Annotated in this window: 16 protein-coding genes; 5 read left to right on the forward strand and 11 right to left on the reverse strand. The window is 62.6% G+C overall.

Translation table 11 applies throughout. The features are described from left to right. Both EOA75_RS10770 and EOA75_RS10775 read right to left on the reverse strand, forming a co-directional pair. On the reverse strand, positions 1–1,320 hold a 1,320-nt coding region (locus EOA75_RS10770; protein WP_127324226.1), incomplete at its 3' end, for an FAD-dependent oxidoreductase. Then, entirely contained in the window at positions 1,317–3,812 is a 2,496-nt protein-coding gene (locus EOA75_RS10775; protein ID WP_206516990.1) for an FAD-dependent oxidoreductase, read from the reverse strand. The genes EOA75_RS10775 and EOA75_RS10770, both read right to left, overlap by 4 nt. A 70-nt stretch (positions 3,813–3,882) precedes the next feature. Here EOA75_RS10775 and EOA75_RS10780 point away from each other — a divergent pair, with 70 nt between their 5' ends. Together EOA75_RS10780 and EOA75_RS10785 are read left to right on the forward strand one after the other, a co-directional pair. After that, positions 3,883–4,860: a LysR family transcriptional regulator gene (locus tag EOA75_RS10780; protein ID WP_164747347.1), complete on the forward strand. Its 978-nt coding sequence runs from the start codon at positions 3,883–3,885 to the stop codon at positions 4,858–4,860. 136 nt (positions 4,861–4,996) lie between these two features. Continuing rightward, positions 4,997–6,328: an aspartate aminotransferase family protein gene (locus tag EOA75_RS10785; RefSeq protein WP_127324229.1), complete on the forward strand. Its 1,332-nt coding sequence runs from the start codon at positions 4,997–4,999 to the stop codon at positions 6,326–6,328. A gap of 268 nt (positions 6,329–6,596) precedes the next feature. On the opposite strand, the gene EOA75_RS10790 is transcribed toward EOA75_RS10785, so the two are convergent. Next, positions 6,597–8,303 carry a DNA polymerase/3'-5' exonuclease PolX gene (locus EOA75_RS10790; protein WP_127324230.1) on the reverse strand — a complete coding sequence of 569 codons (1,707 nt, stop codon included), beginning with the start codon at positions 8,301–8,303 and terminating at the stop codon, positions 6,597–6,599. Positions 8,304–8,395: 92 nt separating this feature from the next. After that, positions 8,396–10,501: a DNA ligase D gene (gene ligD / locus EOA75_RS10795; RefSeq protein WP_348628658.1), complete on the reverse strand. Its 2,106-nt coding sequence runs from the start codon at positions 10,499–10,501 to the stop codon at positions 8,396–8,398. A 270-nt stretch (positions 10,502–10,771) separates the two neighbouring features. Here ligD and EOA75_RS10805 point away from each other — a divergent pair, with 270 nt between their 5' ends. Next, positions 10,772–10,918 carry a DUF768 domain-containing protein gene (locus EOA75_RS10805; RefSeq protein ID WP_127324233.1) on the forward strand — a complete coding sequence of 49 codons (147 nt, stop codon included), beginning with the start codon at positions 10,772–10,774 and terminating at the stop codon, positions 10,916–10,918. A 231-nt stretch (positions 10,919–11,149) separates the two neighbouring features. On the opposite strand, the gene EOA75_RS10810 is transcribed toward EOA75_RS10805, so the two are convergent. Next, positions 11,150–11,344, reverse strand: coding sequence for a hypothetical protein (locus tag EOA75_RS10810; RefSeq protein WP_127324234.1), 195 nt, complete (start codon positions 11,342–11,344; stop codon positions 11,150–11,152). A gap of 2,274 nt (positions 11,345–13,618) precedes the next feature. On the opposite strand from EOA75_RS10810, the gene EOA75_RS10830 reads away from it, so the two are divergent. Further along, positions 13,619–13,810 carry a hypothetical protein gene (locus tag EOA75_RS10830; protein WP_127324237.1) on the forward strand — a complete coding sequence of 64 codons (192 nt, stop codon included), beginning with the start codon at positions 13,619–13,621 and terminating at the stop codon, positions 13,808–13,810. A 132-nt stretch (positions 13,811–13,942) separates the two neighbouring features. Then, positions 13,943–14,236: a PilZ domain-containing protein gene (locus EOA75_RS34965; RefSeq protein ID WP_127324238.1), complete on the forward strand. Its 294-nt coding sequence runs from the start codon at positions 13,943–13,945 to the stop codon at positions 14,234–14,236. 1,654 nt (positions 14,237–15,890) lie between these two features. On the opposite strand, the gene EOA75_RS10845 is transcribed toward EOA75_RS34965, so the two are convergent. From EOA75_RS10845 to thiC, 6 genes are all read right to left on the reverse strand, one after another. Next, complete coding sequence (locus EOA75_RS10845) at positions 15,891–16,640, reverse strand: hydroxymethylpyrimidine/phosphomethylpyrimidine kinase (RefSeq protein ID WP_127324243.1); 750 nt, start codon at positions 16,638–16,640, stop codon at positions 15,891–15,893. Further along, a complete protein-coding gene (locus EOA75_RS10850) occupies positions 16,631–17,236 on the reverse strand; it encodes a thiamine phosphate synthase (protein ID WP_127324239.1) in 606 nt (201 codons plus the stop codon). Before EOA75_RS10850 ends, EOA75_RS10845 begins: the two co-directional genes overlap by 10 nt. Continuing rightward, complete coding sequence (locus EOA75_RS10855) at positions 17,233–18,006, reverse strand: thiazole synthase (protein ID WP_127324240.1); 774 nt, start codon at positions 18,004–18,006, stop codon at positions 17,233–17,235. Before EOA75_RS10855 ends, EOA75_RS10850 begins: the two co-directional genes overlap by 4 nt. Positions 18,007–18,010: 4 nt before the next feature. Then, the gene (gene thiS, locus EOA75_RS10860; protein WP_127324244.1) at positions 18,011–18,208 is read right to left on the reverse strand and encodes a sulfur carrier protein ThiS; all 198 of its coding nucleotides are present in this window, start codon (positions 18,206–18,208) and stop codon (positions 18,011–18,013) included. After that, entirely contained in the window at positions 18,192–19,175 is a 984-nt protein-coding gene (gene thiO, locus EOA75_RS10865; protein WP_127324241.1) for a glycine oxidase ThiO, read from the reverse strand. Before thiO ends, thiS begins: the two co-directional genes overlap by 17 nt. Further along, on the reverse strand, positions 19,172–20,275 hold a 1,104-nt coding region (gene thiC, locus EOA75_RS10870), incomplete at its 5' end, for a phosphomethylpyrimidine synthase ThiC (protein ID WP_127324242.1). The genes thiO and thiC, both read right to left, overlap by 4 nt.

The following is a 20,275-nucleotide window of genomic DNA, read 5'->3' on the forward strand; positions in this document are numbered from 1 at the left end:
GCCCAGCACCGCGCCTTGCGAAAGCTGGATATCGAGCGCCGGCGTGGTGCGGCGCGGGCGCCCCGCCTCGCGTTCCTCGTAAGGGTAGTGGACGCCGAATTGCAGGCCGAAGCATTCCACCGCCTTGTCGACGCGGTAGTCGCGATCGGCATAGTTGCCGAACCGGCGCGGATCGATGGCCAGCGCATCTCGCGGTGGCTCGCCGTCAATGATCCAGTCGGCGAGGAAGGCGCCGGCGCCGCCGCCTTCCATCACGCCCATGCTGGAGCCTGTCAGAAGCCAGCCGTTCCTAAGGTTGAACGCGGGGCCCACCAACGGATTGGCGTCCGGCGTGAAGGTGATCGGGCCGTTGACCACGGTCTTGATGCCGGCATTGGCGAGTGCCGGCACACGTTCCATCGCCAGCGCGATAATATGCTCGACGCGGTCGAGATCGGGCGGCAACAACTCCATGCCGAATGCGGGCGGCACGCCGTCGATCGCCCAGGGATGCGCCGCCTTCTCGTAAGGGCCGACGATATAGCCATCCCGCTCCTGCCGCAGGTACCAGCTCTCCTCCGGATCGCGGATGATCGGCAGTTCCTTCTCGCCGGCAGCGATGCGCGCGGCAATTTCAGGCACGGTATCGGTGACGACGTATTGATGCAGCATCGGCACGACGGGCAGGTCGATGCCCATCATCGTGCCGACCTCGCGACACCAGGTGCCGGCGGCGTTCACCACATGCTCGGCCCTGATATGGCCTTGCGCGGTGCGGACCAGCCATTCGCCCGAAGCGGTGCGCTCGATTGACTGCACAGGATTGTGCCGGACGATCTCGGCACCGCACGAACGCGCGCCCGCAGCCATCGCGTTGGTGGCCAATGTCGGATCGACATGGCCGTCATTCGGCTCATGGAAGGCGCCCAGTATGCCGTCTGTTTCGCAGAGCGGGTATATGTTCTTCAGCTCGGCCGGTGTCAGGATGTTGAAGTCGTAGCCAACGAAGCGGCCAAGGCCCTGCACGTGACGGAACTCGGCCATCCGCTCCGGCGAACGGGTCACGCGCAGCGCGCCGTTCGCATGGAAGCCGGTCGACAGGCCGGTTTCGGCCGTAAGCACGTCGCGGTAGAGCCGCACGGAATGAGCGCGCATCTCCATGATCGTGGCGTTGTGGGCGAAATGCGTGCAAAGCCCAGCGGCGTGCCAGGTCGAGCCTGCGGTCAGCTCCTGCCGCTCGACGAGCGTCACGTCGCTCCAGCCACGCTTGGCGAGATGATAGAGAAGGGAAACCCCCATGGCGCCGCCGCCGATCACGACGGCGCGGGCATGCTGTCTCATAATGTCTCCTGTTGGCCGCGCATCCTGCTGCCGGTTGGATCGTAGGGTGGTCTTTCGAGAAGCCTGAGGCCAAAGCGCTGCCCGGCGACCGCGACCTCGTAATTCGAAGCGGCCAATTGCTGCGTGGTTTCGCCCGCCTCGCAGGCGACATAACCGAGGCAGAGGCTCAGCCCCGTGCGAAAACCGACGCCGCCCGAGGTGGTTAGTCCGGCAAACTTGCCGTCGCGATAGATAGGCTCGTCATGCAGCAGAAGCGGATTGGCGCCGTCGACGGCGAGATGCAGCAGTCGGCGCCCAACGCCCTGCGCCCTTCGCGCTTCGAGCGCGGCACGACCGACGAAGTCGCCCTTCGTCCAGGAGACGGCAAAGCCCAGCCCCGCCTCGATCGGCGTGTCCTTCGGTCCGATGTCGTGACCCCAGTGCCGATAACCCTTTTCCAAGCGGCAACCGTCCAGCGCATAATGCCCGCAAAGGACCGCGTCATGCGCCTTGCCGGCTTCCCGGATGGCCGACAGTAGGCTTTCGGCGCATTCGACGGGGACATAAAGCTCATAGCCAAGCTCGCCGACGAAGCTGACCCGTGTGACCCGCACGTTGACCATGGCGATGTTGATGCGCCGCGAGGTCGAGAACGGAAAGGTCGCGTCCGACAAGTCGGCGTCGGTCAAATCCTGCAGCAATTCACGGGAGCGCGGCCCCATGACGCCGAGGACCGCTTCGGCCGAGGTGGCATCGAACACCGAGGCGTCGAGCCCGAGATTGCTGGCGTGCCTGGCAATCCAGGCGAGATCCTTCTGCCGCGTGGCCGCGCCGGAGACGATCCGGAAGGCGGTTTCGCCGCAGCGCGTGACCGTGACGTCGGCCTCGATCCCGCCATGGCGGTTGAGCATCTGCGTGTAAACCGCCCGGCCGTCCGCAACGTCGACATTGTTTGCCGCGAGCTGTTGCAGCAATTTCACCGCATCGCGGCCGGTGACATCGAGCTTGGTGAACGGGGAAAGCTCGAACAGCCCGACGCCGCTCGCCATGGCGACCGCCTCGCGTTCAGCCGCTGGCCACCAGTGCTGACTGCCGAAGGTGTAGCGCGGCTCGCGCTCGGCTTGATCGCTGGCATACCAGAGCGGCCGCTCCCAGCCGGTCGGCGCGCCGAACACTGCCCCTTCTTCGCCAAGCCTATCGTGCCACGCCGAACGGCGCAGGCCACGGCCGGCCTTGGATTGCTTATACGGCCAGTGCATGCGGAAGAGGTCGGCGACCGATTCCTCCATGCGCGCCTGCACGAAGGCGCGGGACGCGGCGCTGCGGTCGAAACGGGCGATATCGAGCGGCCACAGATCGAGGCCGGGCTCCCCGTCGACGATCCATTCGGCCATCGCCTTGCCGGCGCCGGCGGACGACATCATGCCCGTCGAATTGTATCCGGCGGCGACGAAGAAGCCCCGCAGGTAGGGCGACTCGCCCATCAGCGGCTGGGTATCCGGCGTAAAACTCTCCGGCCCGTTCATGAAGTGACGGATGCCTGTTTCGGCAAGCGCGGGAAAGAGCCGCAGCCCGGCCGACATGAAGGGTTCGAACTGCTCCCAATCTTCGGGCAATTCGAGGAAAGGCCTGGCGCCGACGGGGCCGGTGACGTCGAGAGCCTTGGCATTGGGCTCGAAGCCGCCGAGCACCAGCTTGCCGGAATCGCCCTTGACGTAGATGCCCTCGTCCAGATCGCGCACGATCGGGAAAGGATTGGGCAACCCGGCGACTGGTTCCGAGACCACATACATGTGCTCGGCCGCCTGCAGCGGCACCGGCACGCCGGCCATGGCCCCGATCTGCCTTGCCCAGGCGCCGGCGCAGTTCACCGCGGCCTCGCAGCGGATCGTCATGCCCGAGGCGAGCTTGACGCCGGCGACGCGGCCTTTCTCGATCACGAAGCCGGCACAGGCCGTTCCTTCCAGGATCTGGATGCCGGCGGCGCGTGCTCGCCTACTGTAGGCCGCGCAGATATCGACCGGATTGGCCTGCCCGTCTTCCTCCACCCAAAGCGCGCCCTGAAGCCCATCCAGCGCAATTCCTGGAACCCGTTCGCCGATGACTTCCGCTCCAACGACCGCCACGTTAAGACCGCAAACCTCGCCCATTTGCGCGATGCGTTTGAGCTCGCTCATGCGCTCTTCCCGGCGCGCCAGCCAGACGCCGCCGGTTTGCCGATAGCCTGACGATTGGCCGGTCAGCGCCTCTAGCTTCGGGAAGAGCTCGGTCGCGTATTGCGCCAGTCGCGTCAGGTTGAGCGTCGCCCTGAGCGGGCCCACGATCCCGGCGGCATGCCAGGACGTGCCGCTCGTCAGTTGATTGCGCTCGATGAGAACGACGTCAGTGACGCCAAGCTCGGCGAGGTGATAGGCGACACTCAAGCCGATCACACCGCCGCCTATGATAACGATCCGGGCGTCGTTCACCGATGCGATACCCTTGCCGTGGAACGGCGCAATCTTTCCAACCAAGCAGGCTTGCGCTCAATGGGATTTCTGCAACATTAGGAAAACTTATGTACGGTCCCGCGAAAGAACCCTGGTGAAGAGCGGCAGCTTTGACTTCAATCTTTTTCGATCGATCGAGGTCTTCGCGGCCGTCGTCGAAACGCGGCATGTGACGCAAGCCGCACAGATGCTAGGCATGACGCAGTCCGCCGCCTCGCAGCATCTGAAGAACCTGGAAACGGCCCTAGGCGTCAGCCTGATCGACCGCAATCTGCGGCCGATCGAGCTGACCAAGGCCGGGATCGCGCTGCATCGCCGGGCCACAGTGATCCTGGCGGAAGTCGAAGGCCTGCGCACCGACGCTCGCCGCATCAACGCCGCGCCGCTGCCGTTGCTGAGGGTGGCTCTGCTGGCTTCCATCGCCACCACGCTGGCGCCCGCGCTTTCCGTACTGGCGCGCAAGAATTTCGGCATTCCCGAACTCAGCCTTTTTGCCGGGCTCGCCACGGATCACGTTGAGCTCCTTCGAGCCCGCCGCGCCGATCTAGCGGTAACCTCGGGCGAGCTGTTCGAGATCGAGGGGCTGACGCGCTGCCCGGTGATGACCGAAAAATTCTTGCTGGTGACGCCGAAAGGCTTTTCCGGCGATGTCGCCGACATCGCCAAGCTTTCGAGAAAGCTGGCATTCGTCCGCTTCTCCCGGGAGACGCCGGTCGGCCTGCGCGTCGACCAGCATCTCAGCCGGCTGCGCATAGAATTGCCGCGGGCGATGGAGGGCGACCGCTCCAGCGTCGTGATGGCGCCGGTTGCGGCAGGCATGGGCTTTGCCATTCTGACGCCGACCCTGCTTATCGACGGCCTTGCCGAGGGCATGGAAATCGACATTCATCCACTGCCGTTCACCAGCCTTTCCCGCAACATTCTTTTGGTCGCGCGTGAACGCGAGCTGGGGGATCTGCCCGAGGCCTTTGCCGCGCGCACTGCGGAAGTGCTGAAACGGACGATAAACGAGCGCCTGCCCGATCTGCCCCCGGATCACTACACATTGGATTTGTCCGTCGCTTCAACATGAGGCCGGCGCATGGCGTCCGTTGGATCCGCCAGCTTCTAATCAGCTGCATCAGTTATCCTGATGGACGATTTTGCCGGATGCCTTCGGCGCGCGTCCATGTTCTATCCTGCTCCCGTCCAATCCGAGAGGCCAAGACATGAACGCTCCTCATACCCACTCATCGCTCGCGATCGACTGGTCGACGCAAGGCATCGTCGACCGCAGGAACCGCTTCTATTCCGCCTCCCAGCGCAAGTTCGTTCCCTACAAGGATCCGCTGATCATCAAGCGTGGCCGCGGCCAATATTTGTGGGACGAGCAGGACAGGAAATACATCGACCTGCTTGGCATGAACCTTTGTATCTCGGTCGGCCACGCGCATCCGCAAGTCGTCAAGGCGGCGAGCGAGCAGGTCGCAGAGCTCACCCACTGCACCACGATGTTTTATCACCCGGTGCCGGCGCAATATGCCGAGGAACTCGCGGGCACTATGCCGGCTGGGCACGACTGGGTGGTCCATTTCACCAATTCCGGCGCCGAAGCCATCGACCTCGCGCTGCTCATGGCGCGCTCTCATACCGGCAATATCGACATGCTCGCGTTGGCCTCCAGTTATCACGGCGCCACCTTCGGCGCGCAGTCGGTGACGGGGATCGCTGGCTTCCGCCACTCGGTCCCGCAGCTTGGCGGCGTGACCTTCGTGCCCGAGCCGAACCAGTATCGCGGCGTCCACGGCGAAGGCGTGGAGCCATACCTGAAGGAAATCGACCGGGCCATCGCGACCTCGACAAGTGGCAGGCTGGCGGGCATGATCATCGAACCAGTGCAGGGCTATGGCGGCATCGTTCCCATCCCCGGAGGCTATATTGCAGGCGCGTTCGAGCGCGTGCGCGCTGCGGGCGGGCTTTGCATCATCGACGAGGTGCAGGCTGGCGTCGGGCGCACAGGCGAGGCGTTCTGGTCTTTCGAATCGCATGGCGTGGTGCCTGATATCGTGGTGGTGGCGAAGGGCGTCGGCAACGGCATCCCGCTCGGCGCAGTCATCGCCAAACGCGACGTTGCCGAATCGATGGCCGACAAATTCCTGTTCCACACCTATGGTGCCAATCCTGTCGCGTGCGCGGCCGGGAGGGCCGTCCTCAACGTGATGCGGGAGGAGCGGCTGCAGGAGAACGCGCGAGCTGTCGGTGGCGCGCTCAGGACGCGGCTCGAGGACTTGAAGGAACGCCATTCGATCATCGGCGACGTCAGAGGCCGTGGCCTAATGCTGGCAATCGAGCTGGTCAAGAACCGCGCGACGAAAGAGCCGGCGCCGGAGGAGACGCTAGCCGTCTTCGAGGAGACACGCCGCAACGGGCTCGTCGCCAGCCGCTCCGGTCCCTTCCGGAACGTCATCCGGATGTGCCCGCCGCTCTGCCTAGCGATGGCAGATGTCGATGATGTCGTGGACCGGTTCGAAAGAAGCTTCGCAGCCGCAAGCGTCCGGTGACCGTCTAGGGTCTACCCCGGCAAGCGTTTGGCAACGGCATCGGCTATGACAACGAGGTTCAGAGCCGTGACGGGCGGGAAGCAAGCACTTGCAGGATGTACAATAGAGCTTCGTTGATTCCCTACGTTTTTATGTCCGTTATCCATCAGCAGCCGGTCCGCTTCCGGCCCCCTTCCAGGCATTTACAGTGGCCCCAATCGCCGAACTGGGCCAAAGCTGCTGACGTCACACTAAGCGCTAATCTATGCTGAAAGCTAGGACCTCGATTCTATGCAACAGCTTTCCGCACAGGCGAGCGGCTGTTGCCGCCGCTCTTGGAATCGCGCTTGCGCTTTGAAAGGTGCGCAAGCAGAGCCGCCAAACCCATCGCGTTGAGAACCCGCGTCCTAGGAACGCCCCCCTTGCGGGCCATCTCGACACCCCAATGCATGTGCTCGAGTTCGCGGATCGAATGCGCGTCCGGGTTGATGCTGAAGATGCAGCCGTAGTCGAGCGCCTTCTGATGCCACCGCCAGTCGAGATCGAGCCGCCACGGATGCGCATTGATTTCGACAGCGACGCCATATCTCGCGCACGTTCTGAGGACCTTGTCGATGTCGAGATCATAGCCGGGGCGACGCAACAGCTGGCGACCGGTCACATGGCCGATAATTGTCGTGAGGGGATTCGCGATTGCCTCAATGATACGGTCCGTTTGCTCTTGCTTAGGCAACTTGAAGCGGCTGTGCACGCTCGCGACAACGAAATCGAACTGCTCCAAAACGTGGTCCGGATAGTCAAGCGAACCGTCGGCCAGGATGTCTGCCTCGATGCCCTTGAGGATACGGAAGTTTCCGCCAAACTTCTTGTTCAGCCGATCGGCTTCGCGGTGCTGTTCAGCAATCTCCTGCAATGTGAGGCCGCCCGCGTAGTGCGCAGACTGCGAGTGGTCGGCGACACCAAAGTACTCGAACCCGCGCTTACGGGTCGCTTCAGCCATTGCCTCAAGCGTCTCGGTGCCATCGGATGCGGTCGTGTGAGAATGCAGGATGCCATGCAGATCTTCGTCCCGGACGAGGGTAGGGAGTTGCCGCCTCGCTGCCCACTCAACCTCGTCCCTGCCTTCGCGCAGTTCGGGTTCAATGAACTGCAGGCCTAACGCGTCGTAGATTTCTTTCTCTGTCACTGATGCGATCAGCTTTCTCCCGCGGTAGAGCCCATCGGGTTTGAGCGCGAACCCTCTCTCGGCAGCATACATCTTCAACTGCTCAAGATGGGCCGCGGAACCGGTTGCTTCGAGGAAGCTCGCGCCAAAGTGCTTCTTGTCCGTTACGACAAGCCTGAGGGTGGACTGCTCGATTTCGGTCCGTTTCTTCCCCTGCGCGACCAACGCGAGGTCGGCAACAAGTTCGCAACCACGTCGGAAATCACCGGCGATTTCCACGCGCGAAAACTCGGGGTGCTCCTGCTTCACCGACATGACCGCATGCTCAAGAAGAGCGGCGGCCTTGTGCAGGTGAAGCTGTGTTTCGCCGCTTCGAGCGATAGCCAGGTTCTGCAGGATTTTAGTCTGAAGCGACGCGCCGAGGCCTTTGACTGGCCGGATGCGATCTGCCCTTGCTGCCGCTTCGAGCTCGGCCAACGAGTTCACGCCGAGCGCGTGATGAAGCTTCAGTATCTTGTCGGGCCGAAGGCCCGGTACGGCAAACAGCTCCATTACACCCGCCGGCACCTCCTCGCGCAGCTTCTCAAGGCGTGGGTGCGTGCCCGTTTCGTAGAGCTGGCGCACAATGTCTGCGATCGCGTCACCGATCCCCGGGATCCTGGTGAGGGCGCCGGCGGCGATGATCCGGTCAAGCGGCTGCGACAACGCAGCCAGACTATCGGCCGCGCGCAGGTAAGCCTTGGTGCGATAGGGATTGCCCCCGCGCAGCGACGAGCGATGTGCGTATTCCCTGAGGAGATTGGCGACGGTCCTTGAATCGGGTTTTGCCATTGTCGAGGCAAACGGGGCCAATCTCCGCAGGTTCCAATCAGGCAAGGGCAGCGAAGAACTCCATGCTTGCTGCCGTTTCCCGGACTGTGGAGCTACAGATTAGGCAACGATTGGTCGGCGCGACCCCATCCCGCCAGAGCTTTGGAGGCTGCGCGTTTCTTCAATTCAGGAGCGTCGCCGACGCGGAAATGCGATGGCGCATCAATCGTCTTCATCTCCGCCCAGGTGATCGGCGCCGCGACGGGCGCGCCAGGTCGGGACCGTGCGCTATAGGGCATGATCGCGGTCGCCCCGCGCTGGTTGCGTAAATAGTCCACAAAGATGCGACCCTTCCGGCGCGCCTTCGACAGCGCGGCCGTAAAGTGGGCGGGATCGCTCTGAGCGACCGCTTGAGCGAGACGAAATGCGAAGTCTTTCACTTGCGGCCATTCGGCCTGAGGGGTGAGCGGGGCGATCACATGCACCCCTTTGCCTCCTGTCAGCATCGGGAAGGTCGCAAGTCCCAGCGATTTTAAGATATCACGAAACTGGAAGGCAGCGGCGCGGACAGCTTCGAAATCGAGACCCTCATCGGGGTCGAGGTCGAAGACGAGGCGGTCGGGCTTTTCGACATCCTCGATCCGAGCTCCCCACCCGTGCAGCTCGATCGTTCCCATCTGGACGCAGGTCATCAGACCATCGGCATCGTCGACATACAGATATGGCTCTTCGTGGCCATCTTTTTCCGTGATGCCGACGTGGTGGACTTTGTCGCCAAAGCTCCCGGCATCATGCTTCTGGAAAAAGCACTTCTTGGCCCGGCCCTGGGGGCACCGAACCAGACTGATCGGCCGACTGCCGACCCAGGGAAGCATGATCTCCGCGACGGCCGCGTAGTGGTCCGCGAGCTGGCCCTTGGTGATATTGGACTCCGGATAGATCACGCGGCCACGGTTGCTGATGGCAATGGTGTGCGCCGGCGACGTGGTGAGCTTGGCCGTGCGACGTTCCGTCTCCAGCACGACCGCCTCCGGCTTCTTGTCTTCGCGTAGACCGAGGTAGCTCGGATGTCTCAGCGTTCCTTCGTTGGTCATCTCGGTGAAGGCAATCTCTGCGACCAGCTTGGGGTAAAGCCAATGTGCTCCGCGAACTTCGGCTCGCGGCGCCTCGACGGTCGCGGCTTTCTGCTCGAGCGGCGCCATGATCTTCATGAGACGGAAGAGTTCAGCTGTATCGAAGCCGGTGCCGACTTTCCCGGCATAACGCAGCTTGCCGCCGTCATGCACCCCGAGGATCAATGACCGGAACGCGCGGACCTTATCGGACGGCGTCCAGCCGACAATTACGAATTCCTGCCGCTTGATGCACTTGATCTTGAGCCAGCTTCCGCCGCGGGCTGCCACATAGTGCGAATCGGCGAGCTTCGAAACAACTCCCTCGAGACCGGCTGCGCAAAAGCGTTCGAGCAGCTCTTCTCCGCGACCGAGGATGTGATCGGAATAGCGAAGGATCGCTTTCTTCGCGGGCAAGATTGCCTGGAGCTTCTCTTTGCGTTCAAGGAGCGGGCGCCTGGTAAGATCTTCGCCGTCGAGCTGAAGGAGATCGAAGGCATAAAAATCGATGGTGGCTGGCGCACCCTTTAATGCGTTCTGAAGCGCCTGGAAGTTTGATCTTCCGTTCGCATCGACAACGACGGCCTCGCCGTCGATCAGAGCGGAGCGGACCTTGAGCTTGCGGGCTTCCGAAAGAACGGAAGGAAAACGCTGCGACCAGTCCAGGCCAGATCGGGTATAGGCACGTGCTTCGCCGCCGCCGACGGCAACAAGAATGCGATAGCCGTCATATTTCATTTCGTGGATCCAGCGGTCGCCGGCAGGTACGGTGTCTACGAGCGTTGCCAGCTCGACGGGCCGAAAAGTGGGAAGCGCTAATTTGGTCCGGTCACGAATAGGCGACATCGCTTGAGGAGCGCTCCACCCAGGGATTGCCTTACGCGACGTTGGCTTGACCACTCTCACGCACCCCAAACCCGAGACGAAATGGCTTAATCGCGTCCAACGCGCGATTGCTTCTTTGGTTTCGTTCCGGGGGTTGAGCTTGTCTCCATTATTGCTGAGTCCGTGTGCCTGCCTGCAAGCCCGCAGCGGTATCATTGCCCGAGACGGCAAGTATGCGGACCGACCATCACGCTTCGGAAGCAGCTCCGCGACCGACTGCATCAGCTCGTGCAGAACTCCAGAGTGGCGCCTCCCGCCGATGCCCCCCGGCCATCATCGACCCAACGGTTGAATGGGTGAAACCGGGCAGGATAACAGCCTGGGTCCGCCATCTTAGGAACAGCCAAAGCTGCGGCATGGTGCCGTGCAGGGCATCAGCGAAGAAGGAACCTAAAGCCGCCTTCCGGCTTCTCTCGCCATGACCACGCGCGGGATCAATTTCTTAGACCGGTGGATGGCGGATCACCTCCCGAATGCGATCACGGAGATTCAATGGCCATCGTTTACCTCGTCGAAGAGGCCCTGAAAGCTGCTGAGCGAGAAGGCATTAGCCCCGACGAGATCAGCGAGGAGGTTGGCACGGTCTTCGAAGTGATCCTCGATGCGATGCAGAACCGAGAAGGCGGCTTGGCGGCCTGAGGCTCCTGTGGAGCTATGCGTTGCATTAGGAAATGTTAACTTCAGCCGCTGCAAAGGCGGCGCATAATGCCCACCTGCCCGGCTCGCAACACGGGGTAAGAGGCCCGGCCTGTCCCGCTCTAATCGTCCCCCGAATTCCCGCTCGCAGGCCGGGTCGCCTCAGCTTCACCTGATGGGTAAACTGCAATCGGAGCGGCCCGCCAGGGTCAACAGCCCGTTAGACTCCACATGTCACTTGAACGCGTACCTGTTAACAGCCCCGTCCGCCTCATGCGTGACCCGGATCCAGCGCTGTTCGTCGCCGCGCGCGTTCGTGACCTCACTGCCTGTGGCCGTTTCGGCTGCCACCCATGGAGTATTTGCATTGATGGTACGACTGGTCACAACGCTGTCCCCATCCATCTCTTCCACCCGATAGACCTTCATGTGCGAGCTCTGCTCTATTCATCCCGTATCTGAACAGAGATCCAGGAAGCTTTGTTCCTGGGCGAAGCGGCGACCCGAAGGATACCGGTCAAAAGACGATGCCCGTCACCCCAACGGGATGGCGAGCATCGATCTGGCGGCTGCCGACGAGGAAGGTGACGCATTTCCTCGCCGGCTCCATCCAATGCTATGGCGAGGATTGTTGGGACCAAAGCGTCAGCTCCTCCGACTTCGATCGCATCGGGGAACATTCCACCAATCGGCAGGTTTGGTTCGCCGGCGCGATTCATGCCGAGGCGCGCCGCTGGGTTGCGCGAGACCCCGGAGCCCCGCTCGTCCCTCACGACCGGGCTCTTGCGTGTGATGCTGCCGTACAAGTAAGCAACCTAAGATCGCGGCCGGCTTTTCCCCCGCATGAGCGCGCGCGCTTTGAAATTTCTGGACCGATGGATGGCAGACCATCTGCCAAACGTGAGCACCGACGATCCAGAGGCCACATGCCGATCTTGTCCTTGAACTCCTGGCTACTGCCGGGCGTCAGGGCATCGCGCCCAAAGAGATATACGAGGAGGTCGATAGCTTGTTTCACCTTCTGAGCGAAGCGATGCAACGCCGTTGGGGGCGGCTTGGCCGATTGACATGGCAAGATGCCTGCGCAGGGACCTACATCATTTTTAAATGACGGCACGCTGCTGTCCTCCCCAAATGAGGGGTCCACTTCAGCACGAGGATTTTGAAGGTGTCGCCCGTAGGAGGGTGCTCCAGTTTGTTAGCGGAAAGGCATGAGCCATGGCCGACAAAAAAATAGGCGCTGGCGGAAGCGGCTTTGAGATCGCTATGGTCGGCGTCATCGTTTTCGCTGCGATGGGGCTCATCATAGTCGCAGCTACGGGAATGCAGTGAATTCCACAAAAAACGGAGGGTCGGTCAGGCGGCGCGGCACGATGCCGTCTAGCCGGGGCGTGCCCGGCCTGCCGAGGGGTCGAGGAGACCTTGGGCGCACAGGCCGGGCTCCTACCCGGTGCCAACCACGGCGGGGCAGAGATGCATTATGCGCCACCGTTCAGTGGTAGGCATCCACCTTTTTAGTGGTAGCTAATGAAAAGCCCGTCGCCGCTAATTAGCGTAAAGCGACGGGCTTTTTAGATTGAGACGGCTACATTCCGGAAGGAACGAACACTCCTTTGTTTAATCACTGAGGCCTGAGTCCGTTCCACAATGCGACAGTTCTGTGAGATAATGGCAAATGCCTCGCCGAGGGCGACGATCATGTCATTGTCGCGTTGCAGTGGCGTCTACGGGCCCGCTGATCTGGATATGCTCCAGCGGGTGTTTAACCGGTTGTGCGACGAGCGACGCCTAGCCAGGAAGGATCGCGAACAGCGGGAATATCTGGCGAGGGAAGTCTTCCAAGCTTTTGATGACGGCACAACCGACGAAGCTGACCTACTGCGAGGGCTTTCTAAGCGCCGGAGAGCTAGCTAAGCCTTAGAAAATGTTAATGTCAGTCGCTGCAAAGACGACGCATAATGTGCATCTGCCCCGGCTCGGAACGGGGTAAGAGGCCCGGCCTGGTCTCCACGTCCCCCGCCCACCCAGCGACAGGCCGGGTCCTCCTGTCCTGAGCTAGGCCGCTCCGTCTTTCCGACTTCTCTGTCTGAATAGGGAACATCGCGACGGGTAAGCGGTTATGATTCGGCGGCGCGGTTGGTGTCCCAGTTCTATCCGAGCCGTCCGATAGGCAAGCAACGGAGCCCACTCGACCCTCCCTCACGAGTGGGCTCCAGCCGTTCTGGCGATCTGGATATTCTCTGCCTACATCGCCGCCATGAGTGCGGGCTGGACCCTCCAAGAACTGATCGACGCGGGCATGTCCGTCACGGGCGGCTGCCTCGACTGCCATCGACATCAGAAGCTCGATCTGTCGGCGCTCCGCGATCGCTTCGGCCCAGATGCTCCGGCTATGGAGTGGGACTTGAGTCCGACGATGAAATGCGCGGTCTGCGGCGGCAAGCGTATTACCTTGACCTATTCGCCAGACACCGGCCCGAAAGACCTCAATAGGGGGCGGAACTAACTCCCCGGAACCTAGTGCCCCTTATCGCAGTTCCGTAGCTAGGCGGCGCTGTAAAGCGACGCGTCGGGCTGGCGTTTCGGCCCCCATTCGGGAGAATTGGAGTGGGCTCACGCCAGAGGAGGCCCGACAAAAGAGCCCGTTCCGCACTGGGCGGGCTCTTTCAATGTATTGACGGCGCTTATTGAAGAGCATTTCAAATGAACATCTATACCGTTGAAACCATGTCGGGGATGGACGTGGTCTCTGTTGCCTACGCGAAAACGACCTCACCGAAAGCAGCCGCTGAATGGGTGACCGGCCGCCAGGTACAGGACCGGCGAGACGAGACCCAATGGGTTCGCGTCACCGACGAGGCCAACCGAGCGGTCTACAAATTTGCCTTCAAATAGGAAAAGGACCGCCGCCGACACCGAGCCTGACGAGGTAACTGTGAGCAGGTTGGGCGCTCTGTGGTCCCGCCCTGCTTGAGCCATAATTTTCGGCTCCACGGAGCGCTGGAACGCCGTTCACGTTATAAGTCTATGGAAACCCCACCTCCAGACGCTCCCCGTCGAGAACATCGCCCGCGCGTGCTGAAGGGCGGAACGATCATCACGGGTTTCCGAAACTCGGAAATCAGCTGCTCACTACGCAATCAGCACTCCCAAGGAGCCGAACTGAAGGTGGCTGCAGACATTCAGATCCCAGTACGCTTTCTGCTCTACGTTCCCGTCGACGGGGTCGCTTACAAAGCTGTCGTTCGTTGGCGAAAGAATGACCGCGTCGGCGTCGAATTTGAGGGTACCGAGCCAAAGCCGAAGTTCCATTACGGTTGAATGCCGAAGGCAGCACCTGGTGGACAGAGGTACTTAGACGGCAACCAACGGATAGGAGTGAACGTCCGAGGCGATGATTGGACGGCGGGTCAGGCGTTGCCTTCGACCGCACTCTCGTCGTCCAGCGCATAGGGCACCGGCAGGTAGGCGTTCGCCATCAGCCATTCACTGACGATCGTTCTGACCAGCTCGGCCTTGGATAGCTCCATTTCCGCAGCCAGGCCTGCCACGCTTCCTCGACCTTCGGATCCAGGACGAGCCCCGTCACATTTCGCAGCATTAGGGCGGCCCTGCGGAGCATCACCTGAAGGTCGGCTCTCGAGATCCGGAAGCTTGTGATCCACAAGCCATGAAGGTCGACGGCAAGATCGTCTGGCACACGGAAAGGTTCCGGCCATGAGCAGCGCTGGTGCGTCGTCGCTCAACAAGTAGACGACCGCCGAGCGGGGCGGGGGACCAGGGTGTGTCGACGGTCGTCCGAGGACAAGGGGCCATATGGTCAGCAAACTGCGTTGCGATAGGCCCTGGCTCATTGTGGCGTCGATCACCCCCATCCACATTCACATTTGTTATTCCCTCCGAGTCGGGCGCCTTGTATCGGCGCGCTACAAATCGGGGGTAGGCCAATCCTCGAAACCGCATGCATTCGCCACGGGGGCAGGGCAAGGACGCGCGCGAAGGCCTTCGCAGCTAGCGAGTGAAGGGCGGGGGTGTGAGAAACCTCTGTACGGGGCTCTATTCCAATTCGCATCCAGATTGGCAACGCTCCGGCAACAAAAAACGGTGTAGCTCTCGGCCGACCGGTGTAGGCTGGAGCACGTGCCGAGCCCGTTTGGAACCACATTGGCAACATAGGGCCAAAACGGCGCAGGGTGTGAAAGGGGGCCGCTACGCCTTGCAATTCAAGGCGTCTGCGGTTATTCAGACGCCCGTTGCTGCGGTAGCTCAGTGGTAGAGCACTCCCTTGGTAAGGAAGAGGTCGAGGCTACAACCCCCTCGGGCTTCAATGGCAGCCATTCGATCTTCGATCGCCGAGAAGCGGACTGTCTGCAAACGGCCCCATTTCGGTCATTCACCAGGAGGAAGTGGCTGGCTACTTAGGGCTCCATCGTCGATATCTCGAAGCCAGTAACTATTCTCGTCCATCGTCTTTCGGTTCGCCAGACCATACGAGAGAATACGAGGGAAAAGGGTAGGCGAACCACCCGCTAACATATTGATTTCCTGTCGAAAACGACGACCCTCCGGGCCCACCATAACCTTTGATTTCGTTGCCGAAAATTGAGCGAAGCCAGAAACTTCCGGGCCCGTTGACGGGCTGGGCAAAAGGCGATCCCCGCGTTTGCTCCCGTCAAGTTGGAGGCGCAGCACCATCGAGTGACTAACCACCATTGCCCGGACGACACAAGCCTACACTGGCGCTGCATGCCCATGCTGGAGGCCAAACTCGGGGCCGCCACTTGTTACCGTTCGCTTCCGGCCGCTTCCAGATTGTTGGGGTAGCATCTTATGAAGCGAGGTGAATAGCAGACGGTAACGAGTTGATGCCCTTGATCTCCAAGGTTTGTTAGATCGCCGGCTCGGACCTGGAGGGCATGCGCCTCTGATCTCCTGGGAATCGGTCAAGATGCGCATTGCGCTCGCCCGTTCAACGTCATCGCGCCCCACGAAGGAGCTCAAGAACATAGGTCTTGGCGCCCCGTACCGCCGCCTCCAACGGCAAACCTTGAGCTAACGATGCGGCGATGGCGCTGGACAGCACGCAGCCGGTGCCACGCATCCCCCCATGGACGCGAGGCGCTTCGACCCGAACGGCGCGACGGTCCGGCTGCATGAGAAGGTCATTCGCGTGATCTCCGTGCGCGTGCCCGCCCTTGACGAGCACGGCGGTCCGCACCGTCGCCGACAGGTCCTCGCCTTGAACGCAAGCGCCTTCTTCGTCCTTCGCAGGGTCTGATCCCACCAACCTTGCGAGCTCAATCAGGTTGGGGGTCACGAGCCGGCAGAGCGGCATCAGATCACGGCGCAACACGTCGATGGCATCGTCCTCCAGCAACACGCGTCCCGAGGTCGAGCCAAGCACAGGGTCGAGGACCACCGGCACCTTCGGATGGGCCGCCAGGACAGAGCCGACCGCCTCAATGGCTGCCGCGGTCCCCAGCATGCCGATCTTGACCGCTGCGACCGGATTGGCAGCAAAGGCAGCGCGCATCTGGGCGGCGATAAGCTGCGGCGGCATCTGCTCGATGTGTTCGACGGCCGAGTGCGTCTGGACGGTCACGGCCGTGACGGCGAGGCAACTGCGCAGCCCAAAGGCGGATACGGTCTCGACGTCTCGGGCTGTTCCCGCGCCGCCACTTGAATCGCAGCCGGCGACGATCAGCACATGCGGCGTCAACGCCATTGGGCTGTCGCCGCCAGCCATTCAGCTGTCCGCGCCTCGGGGAGCGTGTTGCGGGCGACGTCGGTGACGACCGCCGCACTTTGGGCGCCGTGGGCGAAGACACCGGCAACGCGCTCGACGGTGAGCCCGCCGATGGCCACAAGCGGAAGTTCGCCTAAGCGCTGCTTCCAGGCGGCGATGCGGTCCAGCCCCTGCGGAGCCCATTTCATCGCCTTGAGGATGGTCGGGTAGATCGGTCCGAGCGCGACATAGTCCGGCTCGGCTTGGAGCGCTGTTTCGAGTTCGGCGCCGTCGTGAGTGCTGAGGCCCAGCCTCACGCCCGCCCTGCGGATCGCCTTCACATCAGCCTCCGCCAGATCTTCCTGGCCGAGGTGAACGAAATCGCAATCTTCCTCGATCGCAAGGCGCCAGTAGTCGTTGACGATGAGCTGGCAGCCGTGGCTGTCACAGACTGCCTTCGAGGCGCGAATTTCTCGGCGCAGCGAAGCTTCGTCCTGGTCCTTAATGCGCAGCTGCACCAGCTTCACGCCGAGCGGCACCAGACGTTCGACCCAAGCGGCGGAATCGACGATCAGGTAAAACGGATCGAGCTTCATGAGAATGCTGCCATGCCGATGACGGGGGTGGAGGGAACGGCCATGTCGCGCGGCTCGAGCAGGCCGGCGCAATAGGCCTCGCGGCCGGCTTCGACCGCCTTGCCGAAGGCCGCGGCCATGGCAATGGGATCGCCGGCCCTGGCGACGGCGGTGTTGAGCAGCACCGCGTCGTAGCCGAGCTCCATCACGGCCGCGGCATGCGAGGGCCGGCCGATGCCAGCATCGACAATCAGCGGAATGCCGGGGAAATGGCCGCGCAGGCTTCGCAGCGCATCGGGGTTCTGCGGCCCGCGTGCGGAGCCGATCGGCGCGCACCAGGGCATCAAGAGCCTGCAGCCGGCGTCGAGCAGGCGCTCGGCAACGATGAGGTCGTCGGTCGTATAGGGAAACACCTCGAAGCCTTCAGAGGCAAGGATCCTTGCGGCTTCCACCAATCCGAAGACGTCGGGCTGCAGCGTGTCGTGGTTGCCGATCACTTCGAGCTTGATCCAGTCGGTGCCGAACACCTCGCGCGCCATCCGCGCCGTGGTGACCGCTTCCACCACCGAGTGGCAGCCGGCGGTGTTGGGCAGCACGCGAACGCCGAGCGACTGGACAAGCGACCAGAACTGGCCGCCGGCTTTGCCGCCGGAGGTTTCGCGACGGAGCGACACGGTGACGATCTCCGTGCCGGACGCTTTCACCGCCTCCGCCATGACGGCAGGCGAGGGGTAAAGCGCGGTGCCCAGCAGAAGGCGGGACGCGAGTTTCTGTCCATAGAACTCGAGCATGGGATCAGCCTCCCTTCATCGGTGAGAGGATTTCGATGCGGTCGCCATCTTTGAGCCGGCAGCGGTCCCGTTCCCTGGCCGGTACGACGTCACCGTTCAGCGCGGTTGCCAGCCAGCCGCCTTGGAAATCGAGTTCGCTGAGCAGCGCGGCAAGCGTTTCCGCCGCGACTTCATGGGCTTGGCCGTTAACAATGAGCTTCAAGGTCAAACTCCTTTGCTCCAGGATTTCCCAGGATGATGTCGGCTGCCCGCCGCGCCATGGCCGGCGCGAGCAGGAAGCCGTGGCGGTAGAGGCCGTTGATGCGAATATTCCCCCCGTCGCGCTCGACGCGAGGCAAGTTGTCGGTGAATGCGGGACGCACGCCAACACCGGTTTCGACCAGCTCGGCTTCGCCGAAGGCCGGATGCAGCGCATAGGCGGCGCCGAGCAGCTCCATGGTCGAGCGCGCGGTGATCGGGCCTTCGGCATCGCACTCGATCATCGTCGCGCCGACCATGAACAGGTTTTCCGCGCGGGGCACTACATAGACCGAGATGCGCGGATGAAGCAGCCGCACTGGCCGGGCCAGCGAGATCTCGTGCGTTCGCAGGATCAGCATCTCGCCGCGCACGCCGCGCAGTTCCGGTCGCCTGTCACCGCTGCCGGTGCAATCCACCTCGATATCCTGAGATGCGGGCGCCGAGCTGCGGCCGAACTCGACGCGCGCGCCCGTCCCGCGCAGCTTGTCGCGCAGGGAAAGCAGCGCCTTGCGCGGGTCGAGATGCGCTTCCTCAGCGAAGAACAGACCGCGTCCAAACCGGCCGTCGAGCGCCGGCTCGAGTGCCGCGATTTGGCTGGCGTCCAACTGCCTGAAACCGGATGTGCGGCGGCCGAACCGGTCGAGTTCGCCGGCATCGCGGGCAGACGCCAGCACCAGCGTGCCGCGGCGCGCGACATGGCCGGGCAAGGCGGCGTCCCACCAATCGGCTGCGTCGCGTCCGAGCGTCAGCACGGTCTCCTCGGCGCTCTCGCGCTCGCACCAGGGCGCGAGCATGCCGCCAGCGTGCCAAGAGGCATTGCCGGCGATCTCGAGGCGTTTCTCGACCACGGTCACATCGGCGCCGCGCGTTGCCAGCTCGTGCGCGAGTGTCAATCCGGCGACGCCAGCGCCGCGAATGAGCACCTTCATGGCGTGTCCGTGCGCTCGGGGGTGCTGTCGACAGGCATGTAGAGATCGCCGCCGTCGCGGTACTTCGCCGCCATGGCCGCGAGCCCTTCCTTCTGCGCTTCCGCGCGGATGTCGTGCGAGATCCGCATCGAGCAGAATTTGGGGCCGCACATGGAGCAGAAATGCGCCACCTTGTGCGCCTCCTTCGGCAGGGTTTCGTCGTGGAAGGCGCGCGCCGTCTCCGGATCGAGCGAAAGGTTGAACTGGTCTTCCCACCGGAACTCGAAGCGCGCCCGCGACAGCGCGTCGTCCCTGATTTTGGCGGCTGGATGGCCCTTGGCGAGGTCGGCGGCGTGGGCCGCGATCTTGTAGGTGATGACGCCGGTCTTGACGTCGTCGCGGTCGGGCAGGCCGAGATGCTCCTTCGGCGTGACGTAGCAGAGCATCGCCGTTCCGAACCAGCCGATCATCGCCGCGCCGATGCCCGATGTGATGTGGTCGTAGCCGGGCGCGATGTCGGTGGTGAGCGGCCCGAGCGTGTAGAACGGCGCTTCGCCACAAACCGCGAGCTGCTTGTCCATGTTCTGCTTGATCTTGTGCATCGGCACGTGGCCGGGGCCCTCGATCATCACCTGGCAGTCCTTGGACCAGGCGATCTTGGTGAGCTTTCCGAGCGTTTCCAGCTCGGCGAACTGGGCCGCGTCATTGGCATCGGCGATCGAGCCGGGGCGAAGGCCGTCGCCGAGCGAGAACGCCACGTCATAGGCCCGGGCGATGTCGCAGATCTCCTCGAAATGCTCGTAGAGAAAACTCTCCTGGTGGTGATGCAGGCACCACTTGGCCATGATCGAGCCGCCGCGCGACACGATGCCGGTGACGCGGTCGACGGTCAGCGGGATATAGGGCAGGCGCACGCCGGCATGGATCGTGAAATAGTCCACGCCCTGCTCGGCCTGCTCGATGAGGGTGTCGCGGAACACCTCCCAGGTCAGTTCCTCGGCGACGCCGCCGACTTTCTCCAGCGCCTGGTAGATCGGCACCGTGCCGATCGGCACCGGCGAATTGCGCACGATCCATTCGCGGATGTTGTGGATGTTGCGCCCGGTCGAGAGGTCCATTAC

It is taken from the genome of Mesorhizobium sp. M1A.F.Ca.IN.022.07.1.1, from assembly GCF_003997575.1.
In the GTDB taxonomy this organism is placed as follows: Bacteria; Pseudomonadota; Alphaproteobacteria; order Rhizobiales; family Rhizobiaceae; genus Mesorhizobium.